Origin of the sequence: Microbacterium trichothecenolyticum (genome assembly GCF_041938625.1) — a bacterium.
In the GTDB taxonomy this organism is placed as follows: domain Bacteria; phylum Actinomycetota; class Actinomycetes; order Actinomycetales; family Microbacteriaceae; genus Microbacterium; species Microbacterium trichothecenolyticum_D.
In genome coordinates this window covers 953,008-977,872 of the sequence record NZ_CP169427.1, presented here as the reverse complement: position 1 = coordinate 977,872, position 24,865 = coordinate 953,008, and the positions used below count along the sequence as shown (strand labels likewise).

The window sequence follows — 24,865 nt, the reverse complement described above, 5'->3', positions numbered from 1 at the left end:
ACGTCGGAGACGTGCCGACTCCCCCGTGTCGGACGCGTCGGCGTCGCGCGCCGCGACGCCGACCCATGTCGAAGTCCGGTGCCCGCTGCTAGCATCGCGCTCAAGTCCACTGGGGGGACGGGATGCGACGTGGGATCCGGGTGCTCCTCGCGACGATCGTGTCGGTCGCCGCGCTCGGCGTCGGCGCCCCGATGGCCCACGCCGCGACCGACGACGTCGAAGAAGCGCTGGCCGCGTGGGTTCCGCCGGACGCCGACGGCGCAGCATCCGGGATTCCCTCCATCGACTTCACCGAAGAGTCGCTCGCGGGCTGCGAGAGCGGGGCGTCACGCGACCTGCCGCTCGCGTCGGGCGGCACGGTGCGCGTGTTCTGGATGGAGTGCGGCACGCCGGCCGGAGCGGTCGAGCGCGTCAGCACCGAATGGTCGGACTACAGCCTGCGGCCTGCCCCCGAGGTGTCCCCGGCTCTCGGCGAGGGGCTCGAGCTCACCACGCTATTCGTCTCGCCCGAGACCGCGCCGATGCTGTTCCGGATGTGGGCGCAGGGCACGCACGTCATCGGCGTGGGCCGCACGTGCGAAGCCGGCGACGCCGCCTGCGAAGACACGAGCGCGCGGGACGCGCGCGCCCTCGCGGCACTGACGCCGACCCCGGTGAGCGCGACCGCGCTGCCGGAGCGGATCGCCGACGACCCGCTGCGCGACTTCACGCCGGCCGACGAGGACGGACCGTGGATGCTGCGGTTCTCGCTCCCTGCCGATACCACCGTGCAGGGCGCCGCTGACGCCCGGTGCGGCGACGGCATAGCCACGCAATTCGCGAACCCGGCCGGCGAGACGGTCAAGGTGTTCTGGGTCGACTGCACGACGGTGACCCGTGCCCAGGAGCTCTCGGCCGACTACTGGCGCGTGACCGACAGCGCCGGACTGAACCTGGTGTACATCGCGGGATACGACGGCGTCACGCGACTGCAGGAGGCGAACGGGTCACGCATCCTCCGGTGGTGGATCCAAGGACCGCACTACATCCAGGTCGAGCAATCCTGCGCCGACGCCGACGAAGCGCGGTGCGCAGAGCGCACCGCCGCATACCTGCACACCATCACGGCGGCGATGCCGGGGGCCGTACAGCCCCTGACCGACTGGAACAAGGCCCTCTGGGCGGTGGTGGTGCTGGTGGGGGTGCCCATCGCGACCTATCTGGTGATCCTCATCCCCCGTCGCGTGATCGCCCGGCGACGCCAGCGCGAGGCCGACCCGGCGACCGAGCCGGCGGCGACCGCCGCCTACGTGTCGGTCGACCGGCTGATCCGCCGGGCCCGCACCGGACGCACCGTGCGCCGCATCATCCTCGTCGTGGTCGGCACCGTCGCCGCGGTCGTGGTGGCGGTGCTCGGGCTGTACAGTGGCCAGTTCGTCGTGCAGCTGCTCGGCCTCTTCGTCGCACCGGTACTGGTCTTCGTCGCCGTCGGCGCACTGCTCGACCTGGTGTGGCGGCCCCACCGACTCATTCGGCCGCCCCGCCGCCGCGGACGTCCCTCGCTGCAGGGACTGGTGGGGATGCTGCTGCGCGGCCTCGCCGCCCTGATCGCGGCGTCGACCCTCATGCTGTATCTGCTGGCCGTGCTCTTCATGTGGTTCAACGGGCAGCAGACCGCGGCGACGTTCCGGGCGACGATCGAGGAGCTGCTCGCGCAGGCCGAGGGCGCCGCGCGGCTGCTGCCCCTCGCTCTGCTGTGGCTGCAGGACCTGCAGCGCACTGGGCTGATCGTGGTGCTCTTCTTCGTCATGGTGGCGATCCCGATCTTCCTGGCGTACCTGCTCGACCGGGTCGGGCGGCGCCTCGCCCGCCGCTCCCTCACCGACACCCTCGCGCACGACGATCGCCCGTACTTCCTCTACCTGCGCGGGTTCGACGAGGACCGGCTGCGCATCGACGAGTCACTGGGGCGACGCGGATTCCTCGAGGTGTTCTCGCCGTTCGGCCGCCCTCGATTCGAGGAGGTGCTGGCTGAGCAGCTGAGCGGATGGGGCCCCGTCATCGCCATCTCGGGCACGAAGCGCCGGATGCAAGATCTCGGCGCGGCGAAGATGTCGTTCGACGGCGACCAGTGGCGCGACGAGGTCGAGAAGTGGATCGGCGGCGCACGCGCCGTGGTGCTGTCGGCGACCCCGAGCGAAGTGCGCGCGGGACTCGAGTGGGAGATCGCACACCTCGCCTCGCGGTCCGAGGCGCCACCGGTGATCCTGGTGATCTCGCCGTGGCCGCGGGCCACTCGCGAAGCACGGTGGCGAGGATTCCTCGCGAGCGCCGGACAGTGGCCGCTGTTCCGGCAGCTGCTCGACCAGCCCGTGCCCTCGGCGACGACCATCGTGACCCATCGGCCGGGACAGGGGTGGACGGCCTACGGAGCGCGCCGACGCTGGGACTGGGCGTACGCCGCGGCGCTGCTCACCGCGATCGGCAACGGCGACCTCGAGGGGGCCGGGTCGGTGGGGGCGGGGGCGGGTTCGGTGGGAGCGGGATCGCCGGCCACCGGGGCGCCGGCCACGGCGGAGCGTGAAGCGGAGCCGGCATGAGCGAGGTGTCGTGGTGGCCGACGGCGCGATGGGTGGGGATCGTCCTGTCGGCGGCAGCATGCACCGTTCTCGCCGTGCTGCTGGCCATCGCCGCGCTGCGCCCCGATCAGCCGCTCCCGCCGCCGCTCGCCGAGTTCTGGGATCCGCAGTCGTGGCAGATCGTCACGCTGGCCATCGTGTGGGGCGGACTGCTCGCCGCGTTCATCCTCGTGGGCAGGCGACCGCGGCAATCCGCGCGCCCGCTCGCCGCCCTCGTGCTGATGGGCGCCGTCGCGGTGGGCCTGGGGTTCACGGCCTACCTCCCCTGCACCGGCGACGGCGTACCGTTCTGGACGCCCCTCAGCTGGGGGTTCGCCGTCTTCGTGGGAAACGCCGGCGACCCGTTCGGCACCACGGCCGGCTGCCCGGCCGAGGCCCCGCTCGCACTCCTCGTCGCCCGCTACCTCGCCGTCGCCACGGTGGGTCTCGGCTTCGTCGCTGCGGCATCCGTGCTGTTCCGATCGCAGCTCGACGTGATGCGCATGCGGCGGTCTCGGTCGCGCATCGTGCTCGACGGCCCCCTCGACGTGACGCTGCCCGCCGCCACCCGCATCCGCGATCGAGTGGGGCACCGCACGCTGGTCGTGGTGCGCGCCGACGCGAGCGATCCGCCGACTCCCGCGCATCGCCAGCAGGGAATCGTGCTGCTGCGCTGGCCCGACCCTGTCGACGCGGCCCTCCGGGCCTTCTCGCTCCGGCGCGGACGCGTCGCCCTGACGGCGCTCTACCTGCTGGGGCCGGAAGCAGGCGTGAATCTCAGCCGCTTCGAGCATCTCGCAGAACACTTGGCCGCAGCATCCGCCCCTCCTCACGACATCCGCGCCCTCGTGCGCATCGACGATGTCTGGGTCGCCGAATACTGGCGGCGTCAGAACGTCGACCGGCCCGGCTGGGCGCTCGACGCCCTCAGCGTGTTCGAGGCGACGGCAGAGCGACTGGTCGCGCGGTGGATGGACGACGGCCACGACAGGGTGGCTGTACACGGCGACCCCGACCTCGTGCTGGCGATCGCGGCCGAGGTCGCGCAACGCGCGCGCGAACGCGAGGCCAGCCGTGTCGCGGGTGTGCCGCCGCCGCAGATCGTGATCGTGGGGACGGATGCTGCGACCCTGCGCCGGCAGTACCAGCTCCACCAGCGCGCCTTCGGCAACGTCGGCGCGGAGGTCCGCGCACACACCTGCGAGGACGTGGTCGAGGAGTTCGCCGCAGCGCTCGCCGGCGCGCGATCGCCCGCGTTCATGATGGCGCCGATCGGGGGCCCGGGTGACCGGCGGGAAGTCCGCGCGGCGGAGCTGGCCGCGGCGCACCCGGACTGGGCGGTCTACGCCTGTGTGAAGGAAGGCAGCACACTTCCGAGCTCGCCGGTGATGGAACGCCTGTACCCGTTCGCGCTGAGCTTCGGGGAAGCGCGCGTCATCGATCGCTGGGAGCGCGCCGCCCGCGTCGCCCATGCGAACTTCCTCGCCGATCACGGCGAGGATCCCGCCATTCCGGCCCGGCGGCCCTGGGATGAGGGACTGCCCGACTTCTACAAGGAGAGCAACATCCGCCTGGTGCGGACGACGCTTGCCTCCGCGGTCGCCGTCGGCAGGACGTGGGGGCGGCTGCCGTCGGGCGCCGACCCGGAGGACGTCACCCCGTCGCCGGAGCAGTTCGACGCCATGGTCGAACGCGAGCACGAGTCGTGGCGGGCTGCGCTCGTCGCCGCCGGGTGGCGGCCGGGCGTGCGCCGCGACGACGTGCGGCGCACGCACCCGATGCTCGTACCGTGGGCGGCGCTCGACGAAGACGGGAAGGCGCAGACGCGGAGCTCGGTGCGGGATGCGCTCGAACTCCTTCGGGCGCTGGGGTACGTGTCGCGCCCGCAGGGGACGGGGGCGGGCGCGGGAGGCGGGGTGGGCGCGGGGGCAGGGGTTGGGGTGGGCGCGGGGGCCGGGGTGGGCGCGGGGGCCGGGGTGGGCGCGGGGGGCGGGGTGGGCGCGGGGGCAGGGGCGGAGACTGGGGCGGCGGCTCCGGGGAACGGGGTCGGCGCGGGTGCAGGAGCGCCGAGGAGCGGGCGCTACCGTCGCCGCGGCGAGGTCACCGCTGAGCGGGTGGGCACGCCGTGGCACTGGACCACGCAATCCGGAAGCGTCATGGAGGCGCAGGCCGGCGACTGGCGGGTCAGCGACGGCGAGCGGACGTGGTCGGTGCGCCCCGCCGAGTTCGCCGCGAGCTACCAGGCCGCGGGCGACGGACGCTGGCGTCGCACCGGCATCGTGCACGCGCACCGCGCCGAGACGGCGGAGCGTATCGAGACGCTCGAGGGGACCGCGATGGCGGCGGCCGGGGATTGGATCGTCGAGGGCGCCGGCGGCGAGCGCTGGATCGTGCCCGACGAGCACTTCACCGCGTCTTACGAGGCCGTCCTCTGATCTGGAGTCTACGAACAAATATTCGAGGCGCTGCTTGATACTCTTCATCCCTTGAGCGGTATTCTCAAGGAATGTTCGTTATTTTGTTCGACAAATCACCCTCCATGCGGTAATCTGAACCCATGACCGATCACCTCGCTCCCCTCGCTGCGGCGGTCGACTCCGCGCGGGTGCTGTGGGCCGAGGAAGCGATTGAAGCGCTGGCACCGGGGGCGCTGATTCGTCTCAACGAACAGCTCGCCGACAGCCAACGACTTCTCGACGCGGCGCGGGCACGGGTTGCCGCCGAGATCGCGCGGCAGTCGCGGCCCGAGCTCGGGCCTGATGGGCTCGCCAAGCAGCAGGGGTTCCGCAATCCGACCGCGCTGATCGCCACCGTTGGCGGAACGAGTGCCGGCGAAGCGGCGCGGCTGGTCAAGGTCGGGGAGGCCACGGCACCCCGCATGACATTGAGCGGTGAGGCGGCGCCGGCGCGCCACCCGCACGTGGCGGCCGCGCTCGCAGCCGGCCGTATCGGAGCGGCTGCGGCGAGCGCGATCATCACGATGCTCGACAAGGTCGTGCTGCGCGCGGGGCGTGAGGCTACCGGCGAGATGGAGAAGCGGCTCGTCGAGAAGGCGCCCGGGCTCGCATCCGATCAGCTCGCCCGACTGATCACGCGCGCCGAAGCCCAGCTCGACCCGGCCGGCGTCGAAGCCCGCGAAGAAGAACTGCGAGCCGAGCGGGCGCTGCACATCTACGAAGACCGCCGGGGCATGGTCGTCATCAACGGCAGGCTCGATCCCGAGCACGGTGCTCCGGTCAAGCTCGCGATCGAGACGATGGTCGGGGCAGAACTTCGCGCCGAACGCGATGCCGCGCAGGGCGGAACGGATGCTGCGCGCCGCAGCGTTCCGCAGATGCAGGCCGACGCCCTGACCCGCCTGGCCGAGCACGCCCTCGGGTGCGCGAACAAGGACCTCCCCCTCGGGGGCGCGACGGTCGTGGTGCGGATCGACCACGAAGACCTCGTCACCGGCACCGGGTACGCGACCATCGACGGCATCGCTGCCCCGGTCTCCATCACAACCGCACGGCGCATGGCTGCCGGCGGCGGAATCATCTCCTGCGTTCTCGGAGCCGACAGCGAGATTCTCGACTGGGGTCGCATCCAGCGCCTCTACACGACAGCGCAGAAGCTCGTTCTCGTCGAACGCGACGGCGGCTGCGCCAAGTGCGGTGCCCCGCCCTCCCACACGAAGGCCCACCACATCAGATGGTGGGCGAGAGACGCCGGGCCCACCGACATCGACAATGGGGTGCTGCTCTGCGAAGCCTGCCACCACCGGATCCACGACAACGGGTGGGACATTCGGATCGAAGGGAAGGGAACACGCGCGAAGGTGTGGTTCCTGCCGCCCGCGCACGTCGACCCTGATCGCACACCCCGACTCGGCGGCCGGGCGCGGTTCGACCTCGTCGCCTGATCGGCGCGGCGCCGGCGCGGGATGCCGACGCCGGGCACGGGATTCGGACGCCGGCGCGTGACCGTGACGCCGACGCGCGACCCGTGACCGCGGCGCATGACCCGTGACCGCGGCGCGTGACAGCGCGGCGCCCGACAACGCTCCGGGCCGCCCACACGCGCGCCCACACCACCGACCGCGCGCCCCACACCACCACCCGCGCAGGCAGGACGCGACCGGGGGCGCCGCGACGCAGCATCCACTCATCCGATCACCTGCACGGCGCCACGCAAGCGTCCGCCGGAAGCCTAAGCTTGACGAACGCCATCACCCTCCCCCCTCGTCGCCGGAGCCCCGCCCCCACCGTGATCCGAGTCCTCACCACCGTCGCCGTCGCGCTCTTCGCCCTCGTCGCCACTGCGGCCGTTACCCTCTACGTGCTCCTCGTCATCGACTCCCGCGAGTCCGTCCGGCACTACTACGGCGACACCCCGGCACCCCAAACGCCTGAACACCGGGCTTAACCGACACGAAACGCGGAGGTAACCCCCCGCAGGTCGAATCACCGTAGCGTGGCACCCAGATGGGGCACTGCCGCCCGGAGCCGGAAGGGAAACGGCCCCGGGCGTTCTCTTTGGGCTTGGGGCAGCACATGTACAGAGGCAGAAGAATCACAATCCTGGCGGCCGCGATCACCCTCGGCCTCGGCGGCGGGGCACTCGCCGCCGTCGCGGCGTCGGCGGAGGGCAGCGCCGTGGTCGGCGACGTCAGCGTCGTCATAGAGTTCACCTCGCCCAAGGTGGCGGAGATCTTGGTGTCCACCCGCAACGCGTCCTCGGTTCCCGCCTGGGGCACCGCGCGCGTCAACGGCCCCGACGGCAGGGTCTACACCTTTGGGCCGACCCGCTTTGAGCCGGGCGAGGTGCGCACCCACGAGGTGACCATCACCGGACACCCCTGCGAGGACCTCCACGACACGTCGGCGATCGCCTATGGCTACGCCGCGCGTGGCGATGCTGAGCCCTCGTGGACCACCGGACTCATCACCTACCCGAGCCCGCTCGTCACCGTCATCGGCTGCGGGCCCACCCCGACCCCGACTCCGACCCCGACCCCGACTCCGACCCCGACCCCGACTCCGACCCCCACGCCAACTCCGACGCCCACCCCCACACCCACACCGACCCCCACTCCCACCCCGACGGCGTCGCCGACTCCCTCTCCGACGACCCCTGTGCCGACGGCCACGGCGACGCCAGTGCCGTCGGCAGCGGCGACCCCCACGTCAGCCGCTGCCGACGGTGCGCTCGCCTCGACCGGCGCAGCCGTCGGCTGGACGGTCGCCGCGACCATCGCCGCCGCGGCAGCCATCGTCGGCGGGATCGCGCTGAGCCGGCGCCGGAGAACCTGAGCGGCCGGCGCGTAAGGCACCAGATGGCAGCGGTCGAGAAGTCGCGCATCGAGTGGATGGACGTCCTCCGCGGGACGTCGATCATCCTCGTGGTGTTCAACCACGCCATCCTGTTCGCGAGCTCCTCCCCGCTCGGCGCACCCGAGATCGCGTGGGTGCTCAACACGATCTTCTCCCCCGTGCGCATGCCGCTCATGGTGTTCCTGTCGGGCCTGCTCGTCGCCGGATCGCTCCGCCGCGGGCCGCGCGCCTACGTCACCGGCAAGGTGCGCCGCGTACTCTGGCCCTACATCGTGTGGTCGATCATCGCGCTCGCACTCCTCTATGGCTTCGGCATCCGTGAAGGTGTCGTCGGCGGCGTCACCACGCACGTCGTCACCCCGTGGGACCTGCTCCTGCCGCTGTACGACCCGGTCGAGCACCTCTGGTTCCTGTACGACCTGTTCCTCTTCTATATGGTCGCGCTCGTCACGCCCCGAATACCGCCGCTGTGGATCGCCGGCGGCGCACTCGTCGCCGCCGCCCTCGTGCCCGACTTCGGCATGCGGCGCTTCTTCCTGCTGCTCGTGTTCTTCATGATCGGCGTCTGGTTCTCGCAGCACGTCGGCGCCCTCGAGCGCACACTCGCCCGCCGCTGGGTGGTCTGGGCGTGCGCGGCGCTCGCCCTCGCCACCGTCGCCGCAGCAGCCGTGGGCGTCGGCCTGCGCTACACCGCGCTGTCGGCACCGTTCGCCGCCGGTGGCATCGGCATCGCCATCGTCATCGCACGCCGGTTCGGATCGGCACGGATGCTGCGTCCCCTCCGCGCCGTCGGACGCGACTCGCTCGTCTACTACATCGTGCACTGGTGGCCGGCGAGCGCCGGCGTCGCCTTGGGCGCCCTCACCGGCAACTCATGGATCGCCCTCGCCGTCGGGTTCGTGTTCGGACTCGGCGCCGGCGTCGTCATGGTGCACCTGCTGCGCGTCCTGCCCGCCCTCGATCTGCTGTTCGCGTGGCCCGCCCGCCGTTCGGGAACCGTTGCGCACCCCACCGGAACGTTCTCCACCACCGACGGAAGGCCCGCACCATGACCACCAGCCCGTTCAGCCGCCGATCGTTCGTCCGCCTCCTCGCCGTCGCCGCGCCCGCCGCGGCCACCGCCATGTGCTCGCCAGCCCAGACTTCGGGCGGGCCTTCGGCGACAGCATCCGTCCCCTCCGCATCGGCGACCGGCGTCGCACCGACCGGCACGCCCGCGGCCATCGTCGGCGCCGCCCGGCCGGCGGTGGTGCGTTCGTTCGGGCCCAACGGCACCCACTGGCCCGCCCACACGCCGTGGATCAAAGACACCGTCACGACCGTAGAAGTCGCCTGCACGTGGGCGGCGATCCGCACGGCGCTGCTCGCGGTGACCGCGTCGCAGGCGGCCGCCGGCGTGCACATCAAGGTGCGGCCCGGCACCCTGCCCGGCCTCGGCGCCTCGTCGGGATCGAAGGCCGTGCTGCAGGGACTGGGCAGCGCCACCTGGGCGAAGAACGTGCTCGTGTCGCCGCGCGACGGCTGGGGCTCGGTCGTCATCACCGAGCCCGCGCGCCTGCGCGAGGTGTACGGCGTGACATTCGCGCGCATCAACGGCGTCGACGTGCTGCTCACCAACTGCACGCGCAGCGCCTGGGCGCAGTCCGTCATGTCGGACGGCCTCAGCATGGCCTCGTCGTACGGCGCGACCACCAAGGAGTGCGGCGCCTACGAGATCGTCATGAGCAACGTGAAGGCCGACATCTCCGACCCGCTCGGGTACGCCGCCGGCTCCGGCTCCGTCATGACCGACAGCGTGTGGGACGGATGCTACTCAGCCCCGGTGTTCCGCCCCACCGGCGCCACCGACCACGTCGACACGATCCAGATGTACGGGTCGGGCTGGTACCGCGGGCTCACCGTGCGCGACACCACGTTCTTCGGGTCCCTCAACTGCGCCCTGCAGATCGGCGGCATGCGCAGTGACGACCCCAACAAGGGCACGCGGTTCCTCACGGTCGACCACAGCATCATCACGTCGCAGGCCACCGCGATCAAGGTGCGGTACCCCAAGCCCTCGGGCGCCGACGCGCCGTCGCTCGCGCAGGCCATCAACGGGATCGGCGAGGACTTCCAGCTCTACGCCAACGACTCGTACATCTTCGGCTCGATGTACCGCAGCAAGTGGGGGGCCGTCTCGAACACGAAGGTGTCGTACGACCAGGCGGTGACCCGCAACCCGGTCGCCTCGGGCAAATGGACGTACGACAGCTCGATGAACTCGTGGGGCGCGTCCAAGTTCGACTCGCTGACGCCCATTCCCACTGACGCGTACCTGAAGTCGATCTGGAAATAGAAGGAGCACCGCGAATGGAGCTGGACCGGCGAACGGTACTGAGGGCGGGCGCGTGGGCGACGCCGGTGATCATGGTCGCCGTGCAGGCGCCGCTCGCGGCGGCGAGCGAGGAGACACCGGTGCCGCTGACGCTCACCGTCGAACCGGTGTCGGCCGTGGGCGAGCAGTGGCTCACCTTCACGGTGACGAACCCCACCCCCGCGAGCATCGCGAGCGAGGTGATGCTGGTCGTGACCGCGTCGGGTGCGACCACCTTGATCGACGCCGAGCCGCTGGACGGCTGGACGACCACGATCAGCCCCACGGGCACGGCCACCGCCGTCGGCGTGCTGGCGCCCGGGGCCGGGGCCACCATCAGCCTGCGCGCGGACGTGCAGCCGCTGCCCAACGGCAGCGTCGCGAGCGCGACACTGTTCGAATCGGGAACCGCCGTCGGCGGTGCGAACGCGGTCATCGCGGGGTACGGCGAGACGCGGCCCGCGGTTGTACGGTCATTCGGCCCTAACGGCACGCACTGGCCCGCGCACACGCCGTGGATCGGCGCCGTCGCGCCGCACACCATCGACGTCGACTGTACGTGGGCGGCGATCGGCGCGGCGATTCGCGCTGTCACGGCGGAGCAGGCGGCGGCCGGTGTGCACATCCGGGTGCGGCCGGGGACGCTGCCCGGCAACGGATCGTCGAGCGGCTCGACGCCGGTGCTGCGCGGCATGGGCGACGCGAACTGGGGCCAGAACGTGCTCGTCTCGCCGCTCGAAGGCTGGGGCAGCGTCACGATCTCGACGCCGGCGCGGCTGCGCGACGTGCACGGCGTCACTTTCGCGCGGATCAACGGCGACCGGATGCTGCTCACCAACGGCACGCGGAGCGCCTGGGCGCAGTCGCGCTTCACGGCGGGCTTCAGCATGGCCTCGTCGTACAACGCCGTGACCGAGAACTGCGGCGCGTACGAGATCGTGGTGCTCGAGCCGAGGACGGGCATCACCGACCCGCTCGGCTACGCCGCCGGCGCCGGCTCCACGCTCGACAAGAGCGTGTTCGAAGGCTGTTACGTCGCACCCGTCTTCCGGCCGGTGGGGGCGACCGATCACCTCGACACGCTCCAGATGTACGGCAACGGCTGGTACCGAGGGCTCACCGTGCGGGATTCCACTTTCTTCGGCTCGCGCAACTGCGGTCTGCAGATCGGCGGCTCTCCAGCATCCGATCCCCGCAGGGGCACCCCGTTCGTCACGATCGACCACAGCGTGATCACCTCGCAGGCGACCGCGGTGCGCGTGCGGTACCCGCAGCCGGCGGATACCGAGCCGCCGACGATCAACCAGGCGATCAACGGCTCCGGCGAGGCCGGGCAGCTGCACGCCTACGACTCGTATGTCTTCGGCACGATCTACGAATCTACGTGGGGCACTGTGCGCAACACGCTGGCGTCGTCGACCGTGCGCCCCGCGAACGACGGCGCCTTCACCGCCGATCCGTCGCTCGAGCAGTGGGGCGCGGCCGAGTTCGACCAGCTGACACCGGAGCCCACCGAGGGCTACCTCGCGCAGATCTGGTCGTGACCCCGTGAACGTGGATACGAACCTCGCCCATCGCGCCTCGCGCGGCATCGTCGTGACCATGGGCGGGATGTGGGGCAAGACCCTCATCCAGATGGCCGCGATCATGCTGCTCGGGCGGCTCCTCAGCCCCGAGGACTTCGGTCTCGTCGCAATGGTGACGGCCATCTCGGGCATCATCGACCTCGTCCGCGACTTCGGGCTCACCGGCGCGATCATCCAGGCGCGCGAGATCACGGAGCGCGCGTGGCGGTCGCTGTTCTGGCTGGCTTTGGGGCTCGGCGTTCTGCTCGGGGGGATTCTTGCGGCGTGCGCGCCGCTCATCGCCGACCTGTACAACGAACCCCAGCTCGTGCTGATCACTCTCGTCATCGCGCCGAGCCTCATCGTCAACGGGCTCACCATGCCGCTGCAGGCGCGGGCGACGCGCGAGCTCAAGTTCGCGCTGCTCGCCCGCATCGACGTCGTGTCGATGGTGGGCGGGGTCGCGGCGGCGATCACCGGAGGCCTGCTGGGGTGGGGGTACTGGGCGCTCATCCTCATGGTCGGCACGGGACTCGTGGTGCGGCTCGTCATGCTCTGGGTCGCCATCAAGCCGCACCCGGGCTGGCCCCGCATTCACCGCGACGTCGTGCCTCTCGTCTCGCGCGGCGGCAGCATCTTCGGCGCCGAGCTGCTCAACTACGTCGAGCGCAACGCCGACACCGTCATCATCGGCCAGCAGCTCGGGCCGGCGGTGCTCGGCCAGTACTCGCGCGCGTACGCGCTGTTCCTCATGCCGTTGCAGCAGCTGAACGGGCCCATCGGGCGCGTCGCCCTTCCCGTGCTCAGCAAGCTGCAGGACGACGGCGACCGGTACCGCCGGTACATCCGGGGCGCTTTGCTGGTGATCGGCTACCTCACGCTCCCCACGTACGCGATCCTCGCGACGATCTCGGAGCCGCTGTTCGCGATCCTCCTCGGACCCGGCTGGGAGCAGGCCGCCATGCTGTTCAGCATCCTCGCGATCGCCGGCATCGCCCAGGGCATCGGCAAGGTGCGCGGCTGGCTCTTCATCACGATGGGCCGCTCGCACCAGCAGCTGCTCTACGACCTCGTTGCTCGGCCACTCGTAGTCGTGGGTTTCTTCGTCGGGATCTGGTGGGGCGGGATCTACGGACTCGCCCTGACCTACGGCATCCTGTCGGCCCTCCTTCTCATCCCCGGCTTCGCGTTCGCGATCCGCGGCACGTTCGTGCGCGGCAGCGACATCGTCTTCCCGGTGCTGCGCCCGCTGGCGTTCGCGCTGCTGGCGTTCGGGGCGGCATTCGCCGCGACCCGCGCTGTGGATCTCATCCCGATCCTCGAGATCCTCGTCGGCGGCGTTGCCGGGGCGGTTGTGATGGGGCCGCTGCTGCTCATCCCCGCGTACCGGCGGGACGTGGCGCAGATCATGGGGTTCGTGAAGCAGATGCGCAAGCCAAAGCCCCGTGCCGAGGCGACGGACGAGGCTGCGGAGGCAGTCGAGGCCGTGCTCCTGGAGGAGGCCGCGACCCCCGGCGACGTGCTCGACGCCGAGATCGAGAAGCGCCAACTCAAGCAGAACCGCTGACCCCGGGCTCGGGGGGCGGGAGCCTTCTTCGGTCATTGAGTTGAGCGAGCTTGCGAGTCGAAACGCAGAGTCGAAACGCGCCGGGCACTCCCGAAGACCCAGGGCGTTTCGACTGCGGGCGCTGGAGCGCCCTCGGCTCAACGAGCGGGGAGGTGGGCCGGCGCCTCCTCCCCCGCTCGTTGAGCGAGCTTGCGAGTCGAAACGCGCCGCACCCGGCGCAGAACGCGGGTGCGACGCGCTTCGCTCAACGAGCGAGGGGGCGGGTCAGTTGCGGAGCGTCAGCGAGATCGTCGGGCTGTAGCCGGTGTTGCCTGCCGCGTCGACCGCGCGGGCGTGGACGGGATACGTCGCGTTCGGGTAGCTGCTCGACGGCAGCGTGCCCGCCCACGAGCCGTCGGATTGCTTCGTCAGCGTGCCGAGCCTTGTCGCGCCCGACCACAGCGTTACCCCCGTGACCGCCACGTTGTCGGTGGCCGTCACCCGCACCGTGACGCTGCCCGAGACGGTCGAACCCGAGGCCGGCGTCGTGATCGTCGCCGTCGGCGCCTGCGTATCGGGCGTCGGAGTCGGGGTCGGGGTCGGAGTCGGGGTCGGCGTCGGCGTCGGCGTCGGAGTGGGCGTCGGCGTCGGCGTCGGCGTCGGCGTCGGAGTCGGAGTCGGAGTCGGAGTCGGAGTCGGCGTCGGCGTGGGCGTGGTGCCGGTCGGCACCGTCGACGCGAGCCAACCCGAGTACCGGCCCGAGATCGGGCTGAGCGGGTCGCCCGTGAAGCGCTTGCCCCGCGTCGTGGCGGCGGCCTGCGCCTGCCCCTCGAGGATCTGGAAGACCTCGCGCGGAGTGCGGCCCTCGCACGTGCCCTCGGCGAAGCACGCGAGCACGACGCCCGACATCACCGCGGCGGACATGCTCGTGCCCGACGCGATGTAGCCGTACCGGTTGCCCTTCTTGGTCGTGTACGGGCACGTGCCGGGGGCTGCGATCGTGTGTGCCTTGTCGGCCGCACTCACCGCCCAGTTGCTCTTCGGGTTGATCGTGTCGTCGACCGGGGCGGACGACTCGCTGCAGAGCTTCGCTGCACGTGAACCGGGCTTGCCGTCGTAATCGGCGACGTTGGTGACCGTGATCACCTCGTCGAAGTTGCCCGGCGAGTACTGCGCCAGGTCGCGCGTCGAGTTCCCCGCGGCCGCGACCACGACGACGCCGTCCTCGACGAGCGCACAGATCGCCTGGTGGATGACGTCGCCGTTCGTGTATCCGCAGTTGCCGTCGTCGGACTGGCCGAACTGCATGCTCATGTTCATCACGGCGATGTCGTAGCGCTCATGATTCTCCATGACCCACTCGAGTCCGCACATCAGCGTCGCCGACGTGCCCTGCATCTTGCTGTCGAGCACACGCACCGACGTGATCGGCGCGCCCGGCGCGATGCCGACGAGCCCCACGGTGTTGTTGATGGCCGCGGCCGCACCGGCGACGCCCGTGCCGTGGCCGTTCGCGTCGGTGCCGTCGCCGCTGCCGAAGCAGTTGATCTGCCGGGCCACGTTGAGGTCGGTGTGCACGCTCACGCCCGAGTCGATGATCGCGAGACCGGGTCCGTCCCACGCGCCTGCCGAGGTGGCGCTCGTCGGCGGCAGGTCGGCCTCGACCGTTCCCACGGCCGGCGTTGTCGTCTGCGCGGCACCGACCACGACCTTGTTCGCCGAGATTCCGCGCACCGTCGACGACACCCGCAGCAGGGCGACCTCGTCGGCGGTCAGGTACCCGGTGAAGCCCTTCACCACGCTGTCGTAGACGGCGTCGGGCTCTGCCGCGATGCCCTCCAGCGCAGCATCCAGCCCCTCGGTCGACCGGAAGCTGACGGTGTACACACCCGCCTCGTCGCCGGCCGCGAACGAGGCCGAGGCGATCCCGCCGCCCAGCAATGACGCCACCACCGCGGTCCCCACCGCGATCCCGGCGACGCGCATCGCCCTACTGGACTGTCTCCTTCTGAGCTTCCCCACTGCTCACTCCCACTTCCTGGCCCGAAGGCCTCTCGCCGATGACGCGTGCCGGAACCCCTCCGACGATCGAGAACGCCGGAACGTCCTTCGTCACCACTGCCCCGGCCGCGACCACGGCGCCCTCGCCGATCGTCACGCCCGCCAGAACCACCACGTTCGCACCCAACCACGATCCGGCGCCGATCACCACATCGTTCTCGATCTTGGGCTGGTCCATGATCGCGACCGGTCCCATCTCGACGCCGTAGTTCGAGGCCGTCACCATCACGTGCGGCGCGAACAGGCACTTCTCGCCGATCTCGATGCGACCGGACTCGTTGCCGGCCCAGATCAGGCTGAACTCGCCGATGTGCGTGCCGGCGCCGATCGAGATGCGCTCCCCGTTGCGGAACGACACGTTCGGAGCCATCGAGACCCCCTCGCCCATCTGGATCAGCGGCACCTGCCGCACGAACGAGTACCCGTGGAAATGCGCCAGTCTCAGCCCGTGCAGCAGCGTGCGCGGGTCGAGCACCGAACCCAGCGCACCTCGCAGGCGGCTCATCGCGCGGCACCTTCCGTCGCCGCCGCCACCGGCGCCGGCGCCGGCGCCGGCGCGAGGAGCTCGCGGTAGACCGCCATGAGCGCGGGGAGATCGACCGACTCGCGCACTGTCACGCTGATCACGAGGTCGCGCCGGTACGAGCAGGCCAGGCACGCGACCTCGTCGCGCGGGTCGCCCGCCGGCCACCCGGTGACCGTCTCGACCGGCGCGGTGCCGAAGAAGCGCTCGTCGCGACCCCAGGTCACCGAGGTCGCGTAGCCCACCCAGTCCTCGGCGCCCTCGACCACCGAGCCACCCGATTCCACGGCCGCCTGCACCTGCGCGCGCACGCTCGGCACGATCTCTTCCAGGGGAGCGGATGCCGCGACCGACACCTTCACGACGCTGATGTCGTTGCGCACCCCGCCGTCACCGGCCCCGCGTCGCGAGATCGGCACGAGGATCGACAGGGTCTCGGCGTCGGGGCGCTGACGCGCCATCGCGATGAGCGTGGCGGCGGTGACCAGGTCGTTGACGGTGCCACCCAGCTTGTACGCGCGGCGCGTGGCGGCGGCGAGATCGGCCACCTCGTACGCCGAGCGGCGACCCTCCCGCACGTCGGCGAGGAGGCCCGTCCGCGCGATGCGCGCGTTCTTCACCGGGCGCAGCAGCCGCCCGCCCCAGCGGCGCAGCCGCATGCGGAACGACTTGCGCCAGTACGCGTGCCACGCCTGCCGCAGGCCCGGGTTGCGCTCGCGCCACTGCGCGAACGCGAGGGCGAGCACCTCGAGTCCGTTGCGGGGCGCGATGCCGAGCTCGGCGTACTCGGCCTCGCCCGGCTTCGGCGGCTCGGGTGTCGGCGTCGTGCCGGCGATCACGTCGCCGATCCGCAGGCCGTACATCGCGTCGCCCACCACGTGGTGGTAGCGCATGACGATCGCCACGCGCCCGGAATCGAGCTCGACGAACTCGAAGTCCCAGAGCGGCCGCGTCGGGTCCATCGTGGGGCTCAGGCGCCCGGTGAACCGCTCGACCCGGGTCGGGTCGTCGGGCTCAACGCCGTCGTGGAAGCGGACGTGATAGTCCAGGTCGAGGCTCGTCACGGGCACCCACGCGGGCGTCGTGAGGCGCAGCGGCGTCGGCACCAGTCGCTGCCGCATCGCCGGCGCGAACCAGCTCAGCCGCTCCACCCGATGGCGGATCGCGGCACGGTCGAGCGCGCCGTCGGGCCCCCGCAGCGACGCTCCGTCGACGATCATCGTGCCCGCGGCGTGCATCGCGGCGAATGTGACCGCGTTCGACACGTACTTCTCGTCGAGCGAGCTGATCAGCTGCGCCCGGCGGGCGAGTTCGGGGTGCGCGCTCATTGCTCTCCTCCGTGCGTCGCGACGCCGAGCGTGATCGGCGCGGGCGGGTCCTCGTCGATGAACACACGCCCGTCGAGCGCGAAGCGCACGGCCGTGAAGAACCCGCCGAGGAACCCGCGGAACAGCGCGATGTCAGCGTCCCGTCGCCGGTGCTCGCGCCGGTTGTGCACCGCGCGCGACAGCGTGCGCTTCGCGACCACGGCGAACAGACGCACGCCCACCCGCGCCCGCAGCCGCACCCACTTCGCGGTGAGTGCGCCAAGGCCGAGCCCATAGCCGTGATGGAGCTGGGTGTAGGCGTCGTCAGCGCGCGTGTGCACGTGATGCACGACGCACGCCGGGTCGTAGACGATGTGCGCGCCGTCGTCGAGCACACGGCAGAACATGTCGAGATCCTCCGCCCCGGCGAGCGTGCGCCCGGCGCCCAGCACCGGGTCGAACCCGCCGAGTGCGACGAGCTGCTCGCGCCGGAAGGCCATGATCGCGCCGTGCCCGGCGTCGATGCCTTCGATGGTCCGCGTGAATCGACGGGAAGGCGGCGCCTGCTGTGTGCCGACAAGTGTGTGGTCCAGCATCCGTCCGGTCACCGCCCCGACGGCCGGATCGTCGAACCCCTCGAGGATCGGCGCCATCCAGCCCTCGACGGCGGCGCAGTCATCGTCGGTGAACACCACGATCGGCCGCCGGCTGGTCTCGAGCGCGAGGTTGCGGGCGATCGAGAGCCCCTTGATGTCGCTGCGCACGTAGTCGACGCCCGCCGCCTCGGCGACCTGCCACGTCGCCGGCGTCGTCGACGCCGAATCGATGACGAGGATCTGCACCCCCGGCGGCGTCACCGCGGTGAACGAGGCGAGCGCCGCGGCGAGCATCTCCGGCCTCTCGCGCGTGCAGATCGCGAGAGTCACATCCTCAGGCCGCGGCATCCGTCGATCTCCTCACGAGCCGCGCGGCCTCGCCGTAGGCCGCAAGAGTCGCCTGCGTCGCCGCCGCCCAGCTCAGCTGGTCGGCCCGCGCCATCGCGGCGCTCGACATTCCGGCGAGCACCTCCGGGCGTTCCACCAGGAGGTCGAGCTGCGCCGTCAGCACGCCGACGTCGCCCACCTCATGCGTCATGCCGGTCACACCCTCGTCGATGACCGCGCCGGCGGCGACCGAGACGAGCGGGACGCACCCGGCCACCTGCGCCTCGTACGTCACGAGGGCGCTGCCCTCCTCGACGGTCGGCAGCAGCATCACATCCGCCGAGGCCAGCACGTGCATCGGCTCGGACGTGACGCCCCGCACGTCGACGCTCGGGTGGGCGAGCAGGGGCGCGAGGTATTCGGCATAGTCGTCGTCGAGCAGGCCGTAGACCAGGAACCGGCCCTCGATCGAAGCCTTCGAGGCCGTCCACGCCTGAAGCGCGGTGTGCAGTCCCTTGCGCGGCGTGCCCCGGCCGAGGAACACGGCGGTGAAGGGTCCCTCGCTCGCACGCGCGGGCGGTGTGGTCACCGTGCAGCCGTAGCGGTGGCGGAGCAACCGGTCGTCGTCGAACCCGCGCGCCAGGAACGTGTCGGCGACGGCCTCGCTCGGCACGAGCAGCCCGGCCGCGGCCGCGTACTCGCTCTCTTCGATGGCAAGCCGGCGCGGATCGGCGGTGTGGCTCTCACCGCGACGGGGCTCGAGGCCGAGCGCCTCGTACTCGCGCGCCACGACGTCGTACGCGTGCGCGGTGTGGGTGTTGGGCACCTCGCGCACGCCCGGGATGCCGAGCCGGCGCGCCGCCTGGAGAGTCCGCACCGACGCGAGCGGCCAGGCGTGCACGACATCGCCGTCGGACCCGGCGCTCAGCAGCCGGTCGACCAGACCCGCGGCGACGGCATCATGAAAGCGCCGGGCGCGGTCGCGCCCGAGGAGCCGGTGCGGAACGCGCCGGCCACGGAAGGCGAGGGTCGTCCGCACGGACGCCGCACCCTCGACCGGCTTGGCGACGGACGCCGCGACGATATGCACGTCGACGCCGGCGCGGACCAGCTCGTTCACCTGGTTCCATGCCGTCCAGCCGATGCCCGGGGCACCGAGCGCATGCGGGAAGCTGTACAGGACTGCCAGAACGCCACCTCCCCCAGGACGAGCCCGCCTCCATAGGAGCCGCTGCAGGCTCTCGCTCAACACTCTGTGGGAGCCCTTCGGACGGGCACAACCCGGGCCGCCGAATGTCGCCCAGTCTTTACACCCGTGCAACAAACGCACAGGGCGCCGTTAACAATCCGGCGCGACCATGGCAGTGCAAGTCTTGTCGCGTCACCACAATTCTGGGTCCGGTGCGCGACGTGGGCGGCCCGATGGCGTGCTGGGGGTTCGGGCGGTCTGCGTCCGGAAGCACACGGAGAGAGGTGTCTGATGGAGACTCCGAAGTACCTGCAAGTCCTGTGGAACTACAAGTGGGTGCTGGTTTTCGGCGCCCTCGTCGCCGCGGTGGCCGCGTTCTTCGCCGGCTTCGCGATCGTCAACGGTCAGGTCGTCTCGAGAGCTCAGCAGACGTGGTCGGCTGCGACCACGATGCTGGTCACGAGCCCGGCCGACCGGCTGTACCAGGCCGAAGTGCCGGGCGTGCCGATCCAGCAGGGCACCTCCGACCCGCAGGTCATCGACCTGGCCTCGACCGCTCTCGTGTACGCGTACATCCTGTCGGGCGACATGATCCAGGACGCCGTCGAGGCCGAGATCGGCCCGCTCGACGACGAGACCGAGTCGATCACCGCGCTGCGCCGCACGACGCAGCCGACCGGCGACGAGCGCTTCCCCGGCCGGCTCAGCCTGCCGGTGCTCGAGGCCGTCGGCACCGCCGAGACCGCGGACCGCGCCGAAGAGATCTCGCGCGCCGCGGCGGCAGCCTTCACGACCTACGTCGTCGCCCAGCAGGACGAGCAGCAGCTCGCGCCCGAGCTCCGCGTGATGCTCGAGCCGATCGGCGCGAGCCCCGCGGTGGAGGGCGAGTCCTCCAACCCCGCGATCCCGGTCGTCGTCACGTTCGTGGGCGTCTTCCTCGCGTTCGTCGTGCTGGTCTTCATCATCGCCGGCCTGCGCTCGCGGTCCGCGAAGCGCAAGGCCGCTCGCGCCGAGAAGAAGGCTGCCGCAGCGGCGGAAGAGCCGGTGGACGAGACGGATGCTGCGCCGGCGACTCCCGCGGAGAACGCCGACGACGTCGTGCCCGAGGTCGAAGTCGGCGAGCTGGTCGGCGCAGGGCCGCCGTCGCGCCGATCCGGCCGAGCCGCTCGCGAGGACGAGACCGCGTAGGCGACGACGACCTCTCCTCGGAGCACCGACATGTCGACCCGCACCGCGCACGCACCCGCGGACGAGACCGACGCGCCACCCGACGAGACCGCACCCGGCGGCGGAGCACACTGGGCCACCGTCGCCGGGGTCGCGATCCTGTTCGCCGCCATCGTGGTGGTCGGGGTGATCTTCCTCCCCCCGATCGCGATGGGCGCGGCCCTCCTCGGCATCGCCCTCATCGTGCTGCTGCGCCGCATCCTGTTCACGTGGCCGGCCCTGCTGTTCCTGCTCGCGGCGACCGTCATGTTCATCCCGGCCCGGCGCTACGCGCTGCCCATCCCGCTGCCGTTCGCGCTCGAGGCGTACCGCCTCATGATCTTCATCGCGATCTTCGCGCTCGGGCTCGCGTTCCTGTTCGACCGGTCCCGCCGGTGGCGGCCCGTCGCGTTCGGCTGGCCCATCGGCATCTTCCTGGCGACCCTCCTGGTCTCGTTCATCGTGAACGGCATGCGCCTGGCGAACCTGGGACTTGCCAACACCTCCCTGTCGGGCTTCTTCCAGCTCGGCGTCCTGCTCTCGGTGTTCTACTCGGTGCGCCAGATGCTGACGAGCGAGCGCATGGTCATGGGCTTCCTCACGGTGCTCTCGTGGATGGCCGTGATCGTCGCCTTCTTCGCCGTCCTCGAGCGGGTGGCGCGCACCAACGTGTTCCTCATGCTCGCGAACTTCCTGCCGCTGATCGTGCTCCGGGACGACGGCGGCGACGCCACGCGGGCCGGTGTGAATCGTGCGTACGGATCGGCGCAGCATCCGATCGCCCTCGCCGTCATGCTCTGCATGTTCCTGCCGATCCTCATCTACCTCGCGAAGTACGCGATCTGGCCGCGCAACATCTGGAACCGGCGCATCGCCTACGGCATCGGCACCTTCATCGTGTTCGGCGGCATCATCGCCGCCATCTCGCGCACGGCCGTCGTGGTGATGGGCGTCATGTTCCTGATCGCGCTGGTGCTGCGGCCCAAGGTCGCGCTGCTGCTGCTGGCCTTCGCGGTGCCGGGGCTGCTGCTGGCGATGTTCGTCGTGCCGGCGCAGGTCGAGTCGATGCTGCTGTCGTTCCTCGATGTCGACACGCTCATCGCGTCGCAGTACACCTCGGCGGGCATGACCGGCGCCGGGCGTCTCGCCGACCTGGAACCCGCGTTCGTCGAAGTGCGGCAGTTCCCCTTCTTCGGGCAGGGGTACGGCAGCCGCATCGTCGTCGGCGACGACGCGAACTCGTTCATCCTCGACAACCAGGTGCTCGGCATCCTGATGGAGGCGGGCGCGCTCGGCGTCATCGGCTATGCGATCTTCATGCTCGCGCCCGTCGTCATGCTCCTCGTCTACGCGCTGCGCTGGGCAGCCGAGCCGCGGCACGCGCTCCTCGCGTTCGCGCTCGCGGTCTCGATGGCGGGGTACAGCGCGGCGCTCTTCTTCTTCGACGCGTTCGGGTTCTTCCAGTCGTTCCTGGTGCACATGATGCTGCTGGCGGTGGCTGCGTGGGTGTACACGGAGGGCTCGCGCAAGGCCTCCGCGCCGAAGCCGGCGTGGACCCCGGAGCCGGCGAGCGCGGGGGCCGTGCGGTGAGCGCGAGGATGAGCGTCGTCATACCGGCTCACAACGAGGGCGCGGTCATCGACCGCGCGCTGGGCGCGCTGTGCGCGTCCGACCGGCGGGACGAGTTCGAGATCGTCGTCGCGGCCAACGGCTGCACCGACGACACCGTGGCTCGGGCCCGTTCGTACGAGGGAGTGCGCGTGGTCGAGACGCCTCGCGCGTCGAAGATCGCGGCTCTGCAAGCGGGCGATGAGGCAGCATCCGTCTTCCCGCGTGTCTATCTCGACGCCGACGTGCGCATCGACCCCGACGCGCTGCTCGCCCTCGCCGACGCGCTCGAGGAGCCCGGCGTCGAGGTCGCCTCGCCACGGCTGCACGTCGACACCTCCGCGGCGTCGTGGCTCGTGCGCCAGCACTACCGCATCTGGGAGCTCAGCGACTACCGGCGCCAGGGTCACATCGGATCGGGGGTCTACGCCATGACGGCGGCCGGCCGCGCGCGGTTCGACACGTGGCCCGACATCATCGCCGACGACCGGTTCGTGCAGCAGCTGTTCGCCCCCGCCGAGCGCGCGACGCTCGCCGACCATTCCTTCAGCGTGCGCTCAGCCGCCGACATGCGCACGCACCTGCGCCGCTCGGTGCGCATCGCGCGCGGAAACCGCGAGCTGCCCGACGGCGCGCAGCACTCGGACGCCGACCAGCCCACCGCGGGTACTCGCGGTGGGCTGGTCCGGCGGGTCGCGGGAAGGCCGCGCCTGTGGGTGCCCTTCGCCGTGTACTGCGTCAGCTGGACGCTCCCGAACGTGCTCGCCCGCCGCGACATCGCCCGCGCGCGCACCTCGACCTGGAACCGCGACGACACGAGCCGGGTGATGGCATGAGAAGACGACGTGCAGCGACGATCGCGACGATCGGGCTCCTCCTGGGGGTGCTCACCGCCTGCGCGGCGGCCCCCGTGCCGGAGCCGGTCGACCTCGCGGATATCGAGACCAGTCCGGGAATCGGCGACGTCACGACGATCGGCGCCCTCGGCGACTCGATGACCCTCGGGGTGAACGCGTGCGACGAGCCCGGCCGCTGCATGGCGGCGAGCTGGGCGACCGGCGACGACCCCGCGGTCGGCTCGATCGCCATGCGTGTCGCTGCGGCGTCGGGCAGCGTTCCCGACACCGTCAACTCCGCGAAGGACGGCGGCACCGTCGCCGACGCGGTCGCACGCGTCGACGAGGTGATCGCCGCCCAGCCGCAGCTCGTACTCGTGCTCCTCGGCGGCAACGACGTGTGCGACGCCGACGTCGACGGCATGACGAGCGTCGAGGACTTCCGCGCGTCGTACACCGCGCTTCTCGCCGCGCTGAGCGAGGGCCTCCCCGACGCTCGCGTGCTCGCGCTGTCGATCCCCGACCTGTACCACCTATGGGAGGTCGGAAGCCAGGACGCGGCAACCCGGCAGATCTGGGACAGCAGCCCGTCGTGCAGCAACCTGCTGGGCGACGCCGCAGCCACCGACGCGGCGTCCACCGAGCGACGCGACGCGGTCGCGGCCCGCACCGTCGAGCTCAACGCCGTCATCGCCGAGGTCTGCGCGGCCGTGCCCACCTGCACGTCGGACGGCGGCGCCGTCTTCGACTACGAGTTCTCCCCCGCCGAGATCTCGGCGATCGACCACTTCCACCCGTCCGTGGCGGGCCAGCAGGTGATCGCCGAGATCGCCTGGAACACCCTCGTGGAGGCCGCATCATGACCACGCTCCTCGTCGCGATCTCGGGCGGCCACCTCACGCAACTCACGATGCTCGCCCCGCGCGTCGCCGACGGCGACGACGTCGTGTGGCTGACCGACGACACCGCGCAGAGCCGGTCGCTCCTCGAGGGGCAGACGGTGTACCACGTTCCCACCCGGCCGCCCCGCGACTACGCCGGCGTCATGCGCGACACCGGCATCGCGCTGCAGGCGATGAAAGCCCACAAGGTCGACCGCGTCATCAGCACCGGCGCCCAGATCGCGCTGTCGGCGCTCGTGCCCGCGTCGGCACGGCGCCTGCCGTTCACGTACATCGAGAGCGCCACGCGCGTCACCGGCATCTCGGCGACCGGCAAGGTGATGGAGCGGGTGCCCTGGGTCGACCGGTACGTGCAATACCCGCACGCCGTGAACGCCCGCTGGCGGTACGCGCTGTCGGTGTTCGACGGCTTCCGCGTCGAGCCCGTCGACCACCCCGCACCGATCCGCCGAGCCGTGGTCACGGTCGGCGGCAACGGCGACTTCGGGTACCGCCGGCTCGTCGACGGCGCCCGTGCCGCGCTCGACGACCTCGACGGCTCCGTCGAGACGCTGTGGCAGGTCGGTGCGACCGACGTGTCGGACCTGCCGATCGACGCCGTCACGTCGCTGCCGTCGAGCGAGCTCGGTGCGGCGCTGCGGCAGGCGGACGTCGTGATCGGCCACGCCGGCACGGGCACCGCGCTCGCGGCGCTCTCGGCCGGAAAGGTGCCGGTGCTCGCCCCGCGGGCGGTCGAGCACGGCGAGCACGTCGACGCGCACCAGCGGGATCTGGCGCGGTTCCTGGGCGACCGAGGGCTCGCGGTGGTGTGCGAAGCGGACGCGATCCGCCCATCGACCCTCGACACCGCCCGGCGGTGGCGCGCCGTGCAGTCAGAACACCTGGCGCCCGTTCCGCTCTGAGCCGCGGCATCCCATCGCGACAGCAACCTGGAGGT

At 71.3% G+C, this 24,865-nt stretch carries 19 protein-coding genes; 14 read left to right on the top strand and 5 right to left on the bottom strand.

What is annotated here, in order from left to right:
* The first annotated feature begins 122 nt into the window (after window positions 1–122).
* The 9 genes from ACEYYH_RS04435 (at window position 123) to ACEYYH_RS04395 (ending at window position 13,394) form a co-directional block, all read left to right on the top strand.
* On the top strand, window positions 123–2,579 hold the full coding sequence (locus tag ACEYYH_RS04435; protein WP_374977058.1) for a hypothetical protein: 2,457 nt from the start codon (window positions 123–125) through the stop codon (window positions 2,577–2,579).
* A complete protein-coding gene (locus tag ACEYYH_RS04430) occupies window positions 2,576–5,032 on the top strand; it encodes a RyR domain-containing protein (RefSeq protein WP_374977057.1) in 2,457 nt (818 codons plus the stop codon). The genes ACEYYH_RS04435 and ACEYYH_RS04430 overlap by 4 nt, the downstream gene beginning before the upstream one ends.
* A gap of 122 nt (window positions 5,033–5,154) precedes the next feature.
* Window positions 5,155–6,498 carry a DUF222 domain-containing protein gene (locus ACEYYH_RS04425; protein WP_374977056.1) on the top strand — a complete coding sequence of 448 codons (1,344 nt, stop codon included), beginning with the start codon at window positions 5,155–5,157 and terminating at the stop codon, window positions 6,496–6,498.
* A gap of 293 nt (window positions 6,499–6,791) precedes the next feature.
* A complete protein-coding gene (locus ACEYYH_RS04420) occupies window positions 6,792–7,001 on the top strand; it encodes a hypothetical protein (RefSeq protein ID WP_374977055.1) in 210 nt (69 codons plus the stop codon).
* A 128-nt stretch (window positions 7,002–7,129) separates the two neighbouring features.
* A complete protein-coding gene (locus ACEYYH_RS04415; protein ID WP_374977054.1) occupies window positions 7,130–7,888 on the top strand; it encodes a hypothetical protein in 759 nt (252 codons plus the stop codon).
* Window positions 7,889–7,911: 23 nt separating this feature from the next.
* Window positions 7,912–8,961 carry an acyltransferase family protein gene (locus ACEYYH_RS04410; RefSeq protein WP_374977053.1) on the top strand — a complete coding sequence of 350 codons (1,050 nt, stop codon included), beginning with the start codon at window positions 7,912–7,914 and terminating at the stop codon, window positions 8,959–8,961.
* Window positions 8,958–10,244, top strand: a complete 1,287-nt coding sequence (locus ACEYYH_RS04405; protein ID WP_374977052.1) for a hypothetical protein — start codon at window positions 8,958–8,960, stop codon at window positions 10,242–10,244. The genes ACEYYH_RS04410 and ACEYYH_RS04405 overlap by 4 nt, the downstream gene beginning before the upstream one ends.
* A 14-nt stretch (window positions 10,245–10,258) precedes the next feature.
* A complete protein-coding gene (locus ACEYYH_RS04400; protein ID WP_374977051.1) occupies window positions 10,259–11,806 on the top strand; it encodes a hypothetical protein in 1,548 nt (515 codons plus the stop codon).
* Window positions 11,807–11,816: 10 nt separating this feature from the next.
* On the top strand, window positions 11,817–13,394 hold the full coding sequence (locus ACEYYH_RS04395; RefSeq protein ID WP_374977050.1) for a lipopolysaccharide biosynthesis protein: 1,578 nt from the start codon (window positions 11,817–11,819) through the stop codon (window positions 13,392–13,394).
* Window positions 13,395–13,658: 264 nt separating this feature from the next.
* On the opposite strand, the gene ACEYYH_RS04390 is transcribed toward ACEYYH_RS04395, so the two are convergent.
* Genes ACEYYH_RS04390 through ACEYYH_RS04370 form a run of 5 tightly spaced genes read right to left on the bottom strand, consistent with a single transcriptional unit; the run spans window position 13,659 to window position 19,439 of the window.
* Window positions 13,659–15,359: a S8 family serine peptidase gene (locus tag ACEYYH_RS04390; RefSeq protein WP_374977049.1), complete on the bottom strand. Its 1,701-nt coding sequence runs from the start codon at window positions 15,357–15,359 to the stop codon at window positions 13,659–13,661.
* Between the two features lie 4 nt (window positions 15,360–15,363).
* Window positions 15,364–15,939, bottom strand: a complete 576-nt coding sequence (locus ACEYYH_RS04385; RefSeq protein WP_374977048.1) for an acyltransferase — start codon at window positions 15,937–15,939, stop codon at window positions 15,364–15,366.
* Window positions 15,936–17,285 (bottom strand): wax ester/triacylglycerol synthase domain-containing protein, encoded by a 1,350-nt coding sequence (locus ACEYYH_RS04380; protein ID WP_374977047.1) that lies wholly within the window; start codon window positions 17,283–17,285, stop codon window positions 15,936–15,938. Before ACEYYH_RS04380 ends, ACEYYH_RS04385 begins: the two co-directional genes overlap by 4 nt.
* Window positions 17,282–18,208 (bottom strand): glycosyltransferase family 2 protein, encoded by a 927-nt coding sequence (locus tag ACEYYH_RS04375; RefSeq protein ID WP_374977046.1) that lies wholly within the window; start codon window positions 18,206–18,208, stop codon window positions 17,282–17,284. The genes ACEYYH_RS04380 and ACEYYH_RS04375 overlap by 4 nt, the downstream gene beginning before the upstream one ends.
* Complete coding sequence (locus tag ACEYYH_RS04370) at window positions 18,195–19,439, bottom strand: glycosyltransferase family 4 protein (RefSeq protein ID WP_374977045.1); 1,245 nt, start codon at window positions 19,437–19,439, stop codon at window positions 18,195–18,197. The genes ACEYYH_RS04375 and ACEYYH_RS04370 overlap by 14 nt, the downstream gene beginning before the upstream one ends.
* A gap of 228 nt (window positions 19,440–19,667) precedes the next feature.
* Here ACEYYH_RS04370 and ACEYYH_RS04365 point away from each other — a divergent pair, with 228 nt between their 5' ends.
* The 5 genes from ACEYYH_RS04365 to ACEYYH_RS04345 are packed head-to-tail and all read left to right on the top strand — an operon-like array spanning window position 19,668 to window position 24,830.
* The gene (locus ACEYYH_RS04365) at window positions 19,668–20,564 is read left to right on the top strand and encodes a hypothetical protein (protein WP_374977044.1); all 897 of its coding nucleotides are present in this window, start codon (window positions 19,668–19,670) and stop codon (window positions 20,562–20,564) included.
* A 30-nt stretch (window positions 20,565–20,594) separates the two neighbouring features.
* The gene (locus tag ACEYYH_RS04360) at window positions 20,595–22,172 is read left to right on the top strand and encodes an O-antigen ligase family protein (RefSeq protein ID WP_374977043.1); all 1,578 of its coding nucleotides are present in this window, start codon (window positions 20,595–20,597) and stop codon (window positions 22,170–22,172) included.
* 8 nt (window positions 22,173–22,180) lie between these two features.
* Window positions 22,181–23,026 carry a glycosyltransferase gene (locus ACEYYH_RS04355; protein WP_374977042.1) on the top strand — a complete coding sequence of 282 codons (846 nt, stop codon included), beginning with the start codon at window positions 22,181–22,183 and terminating at the stop codon, window positions 23,024–23,026.
* Complete coding sequence (locus ACEYYH_RS04350) at window positions 23,023–23,889, top strand: SGNH/GDSL hydrolase family protein (RefSeq protein WP_374977041.1); 867 nt, start codon at window positions 23,023–23,025, stop codon at window positions 23,887–23,889. Before ACEYYH_RS04355 ends, ACEYYH_RS04350 begins: the two co-directional genes overlap by 4 nt.
* Entirely contained in the window at window positions 23,886–24,830 is a 945-nt protein-coding gene (locus ACEYYH_RS04345; RefSeq protein WP_374977040.1) for a glycosyltransferase, read from the top strand. The genes ACEYYH_RS04350 and ACEYYH_RS04345 overlap by 4 nt, the downstream gene beginning before the upstream one ends.
* Window positions 24,831–24,865: the final 35 nt, after the last annotated feature.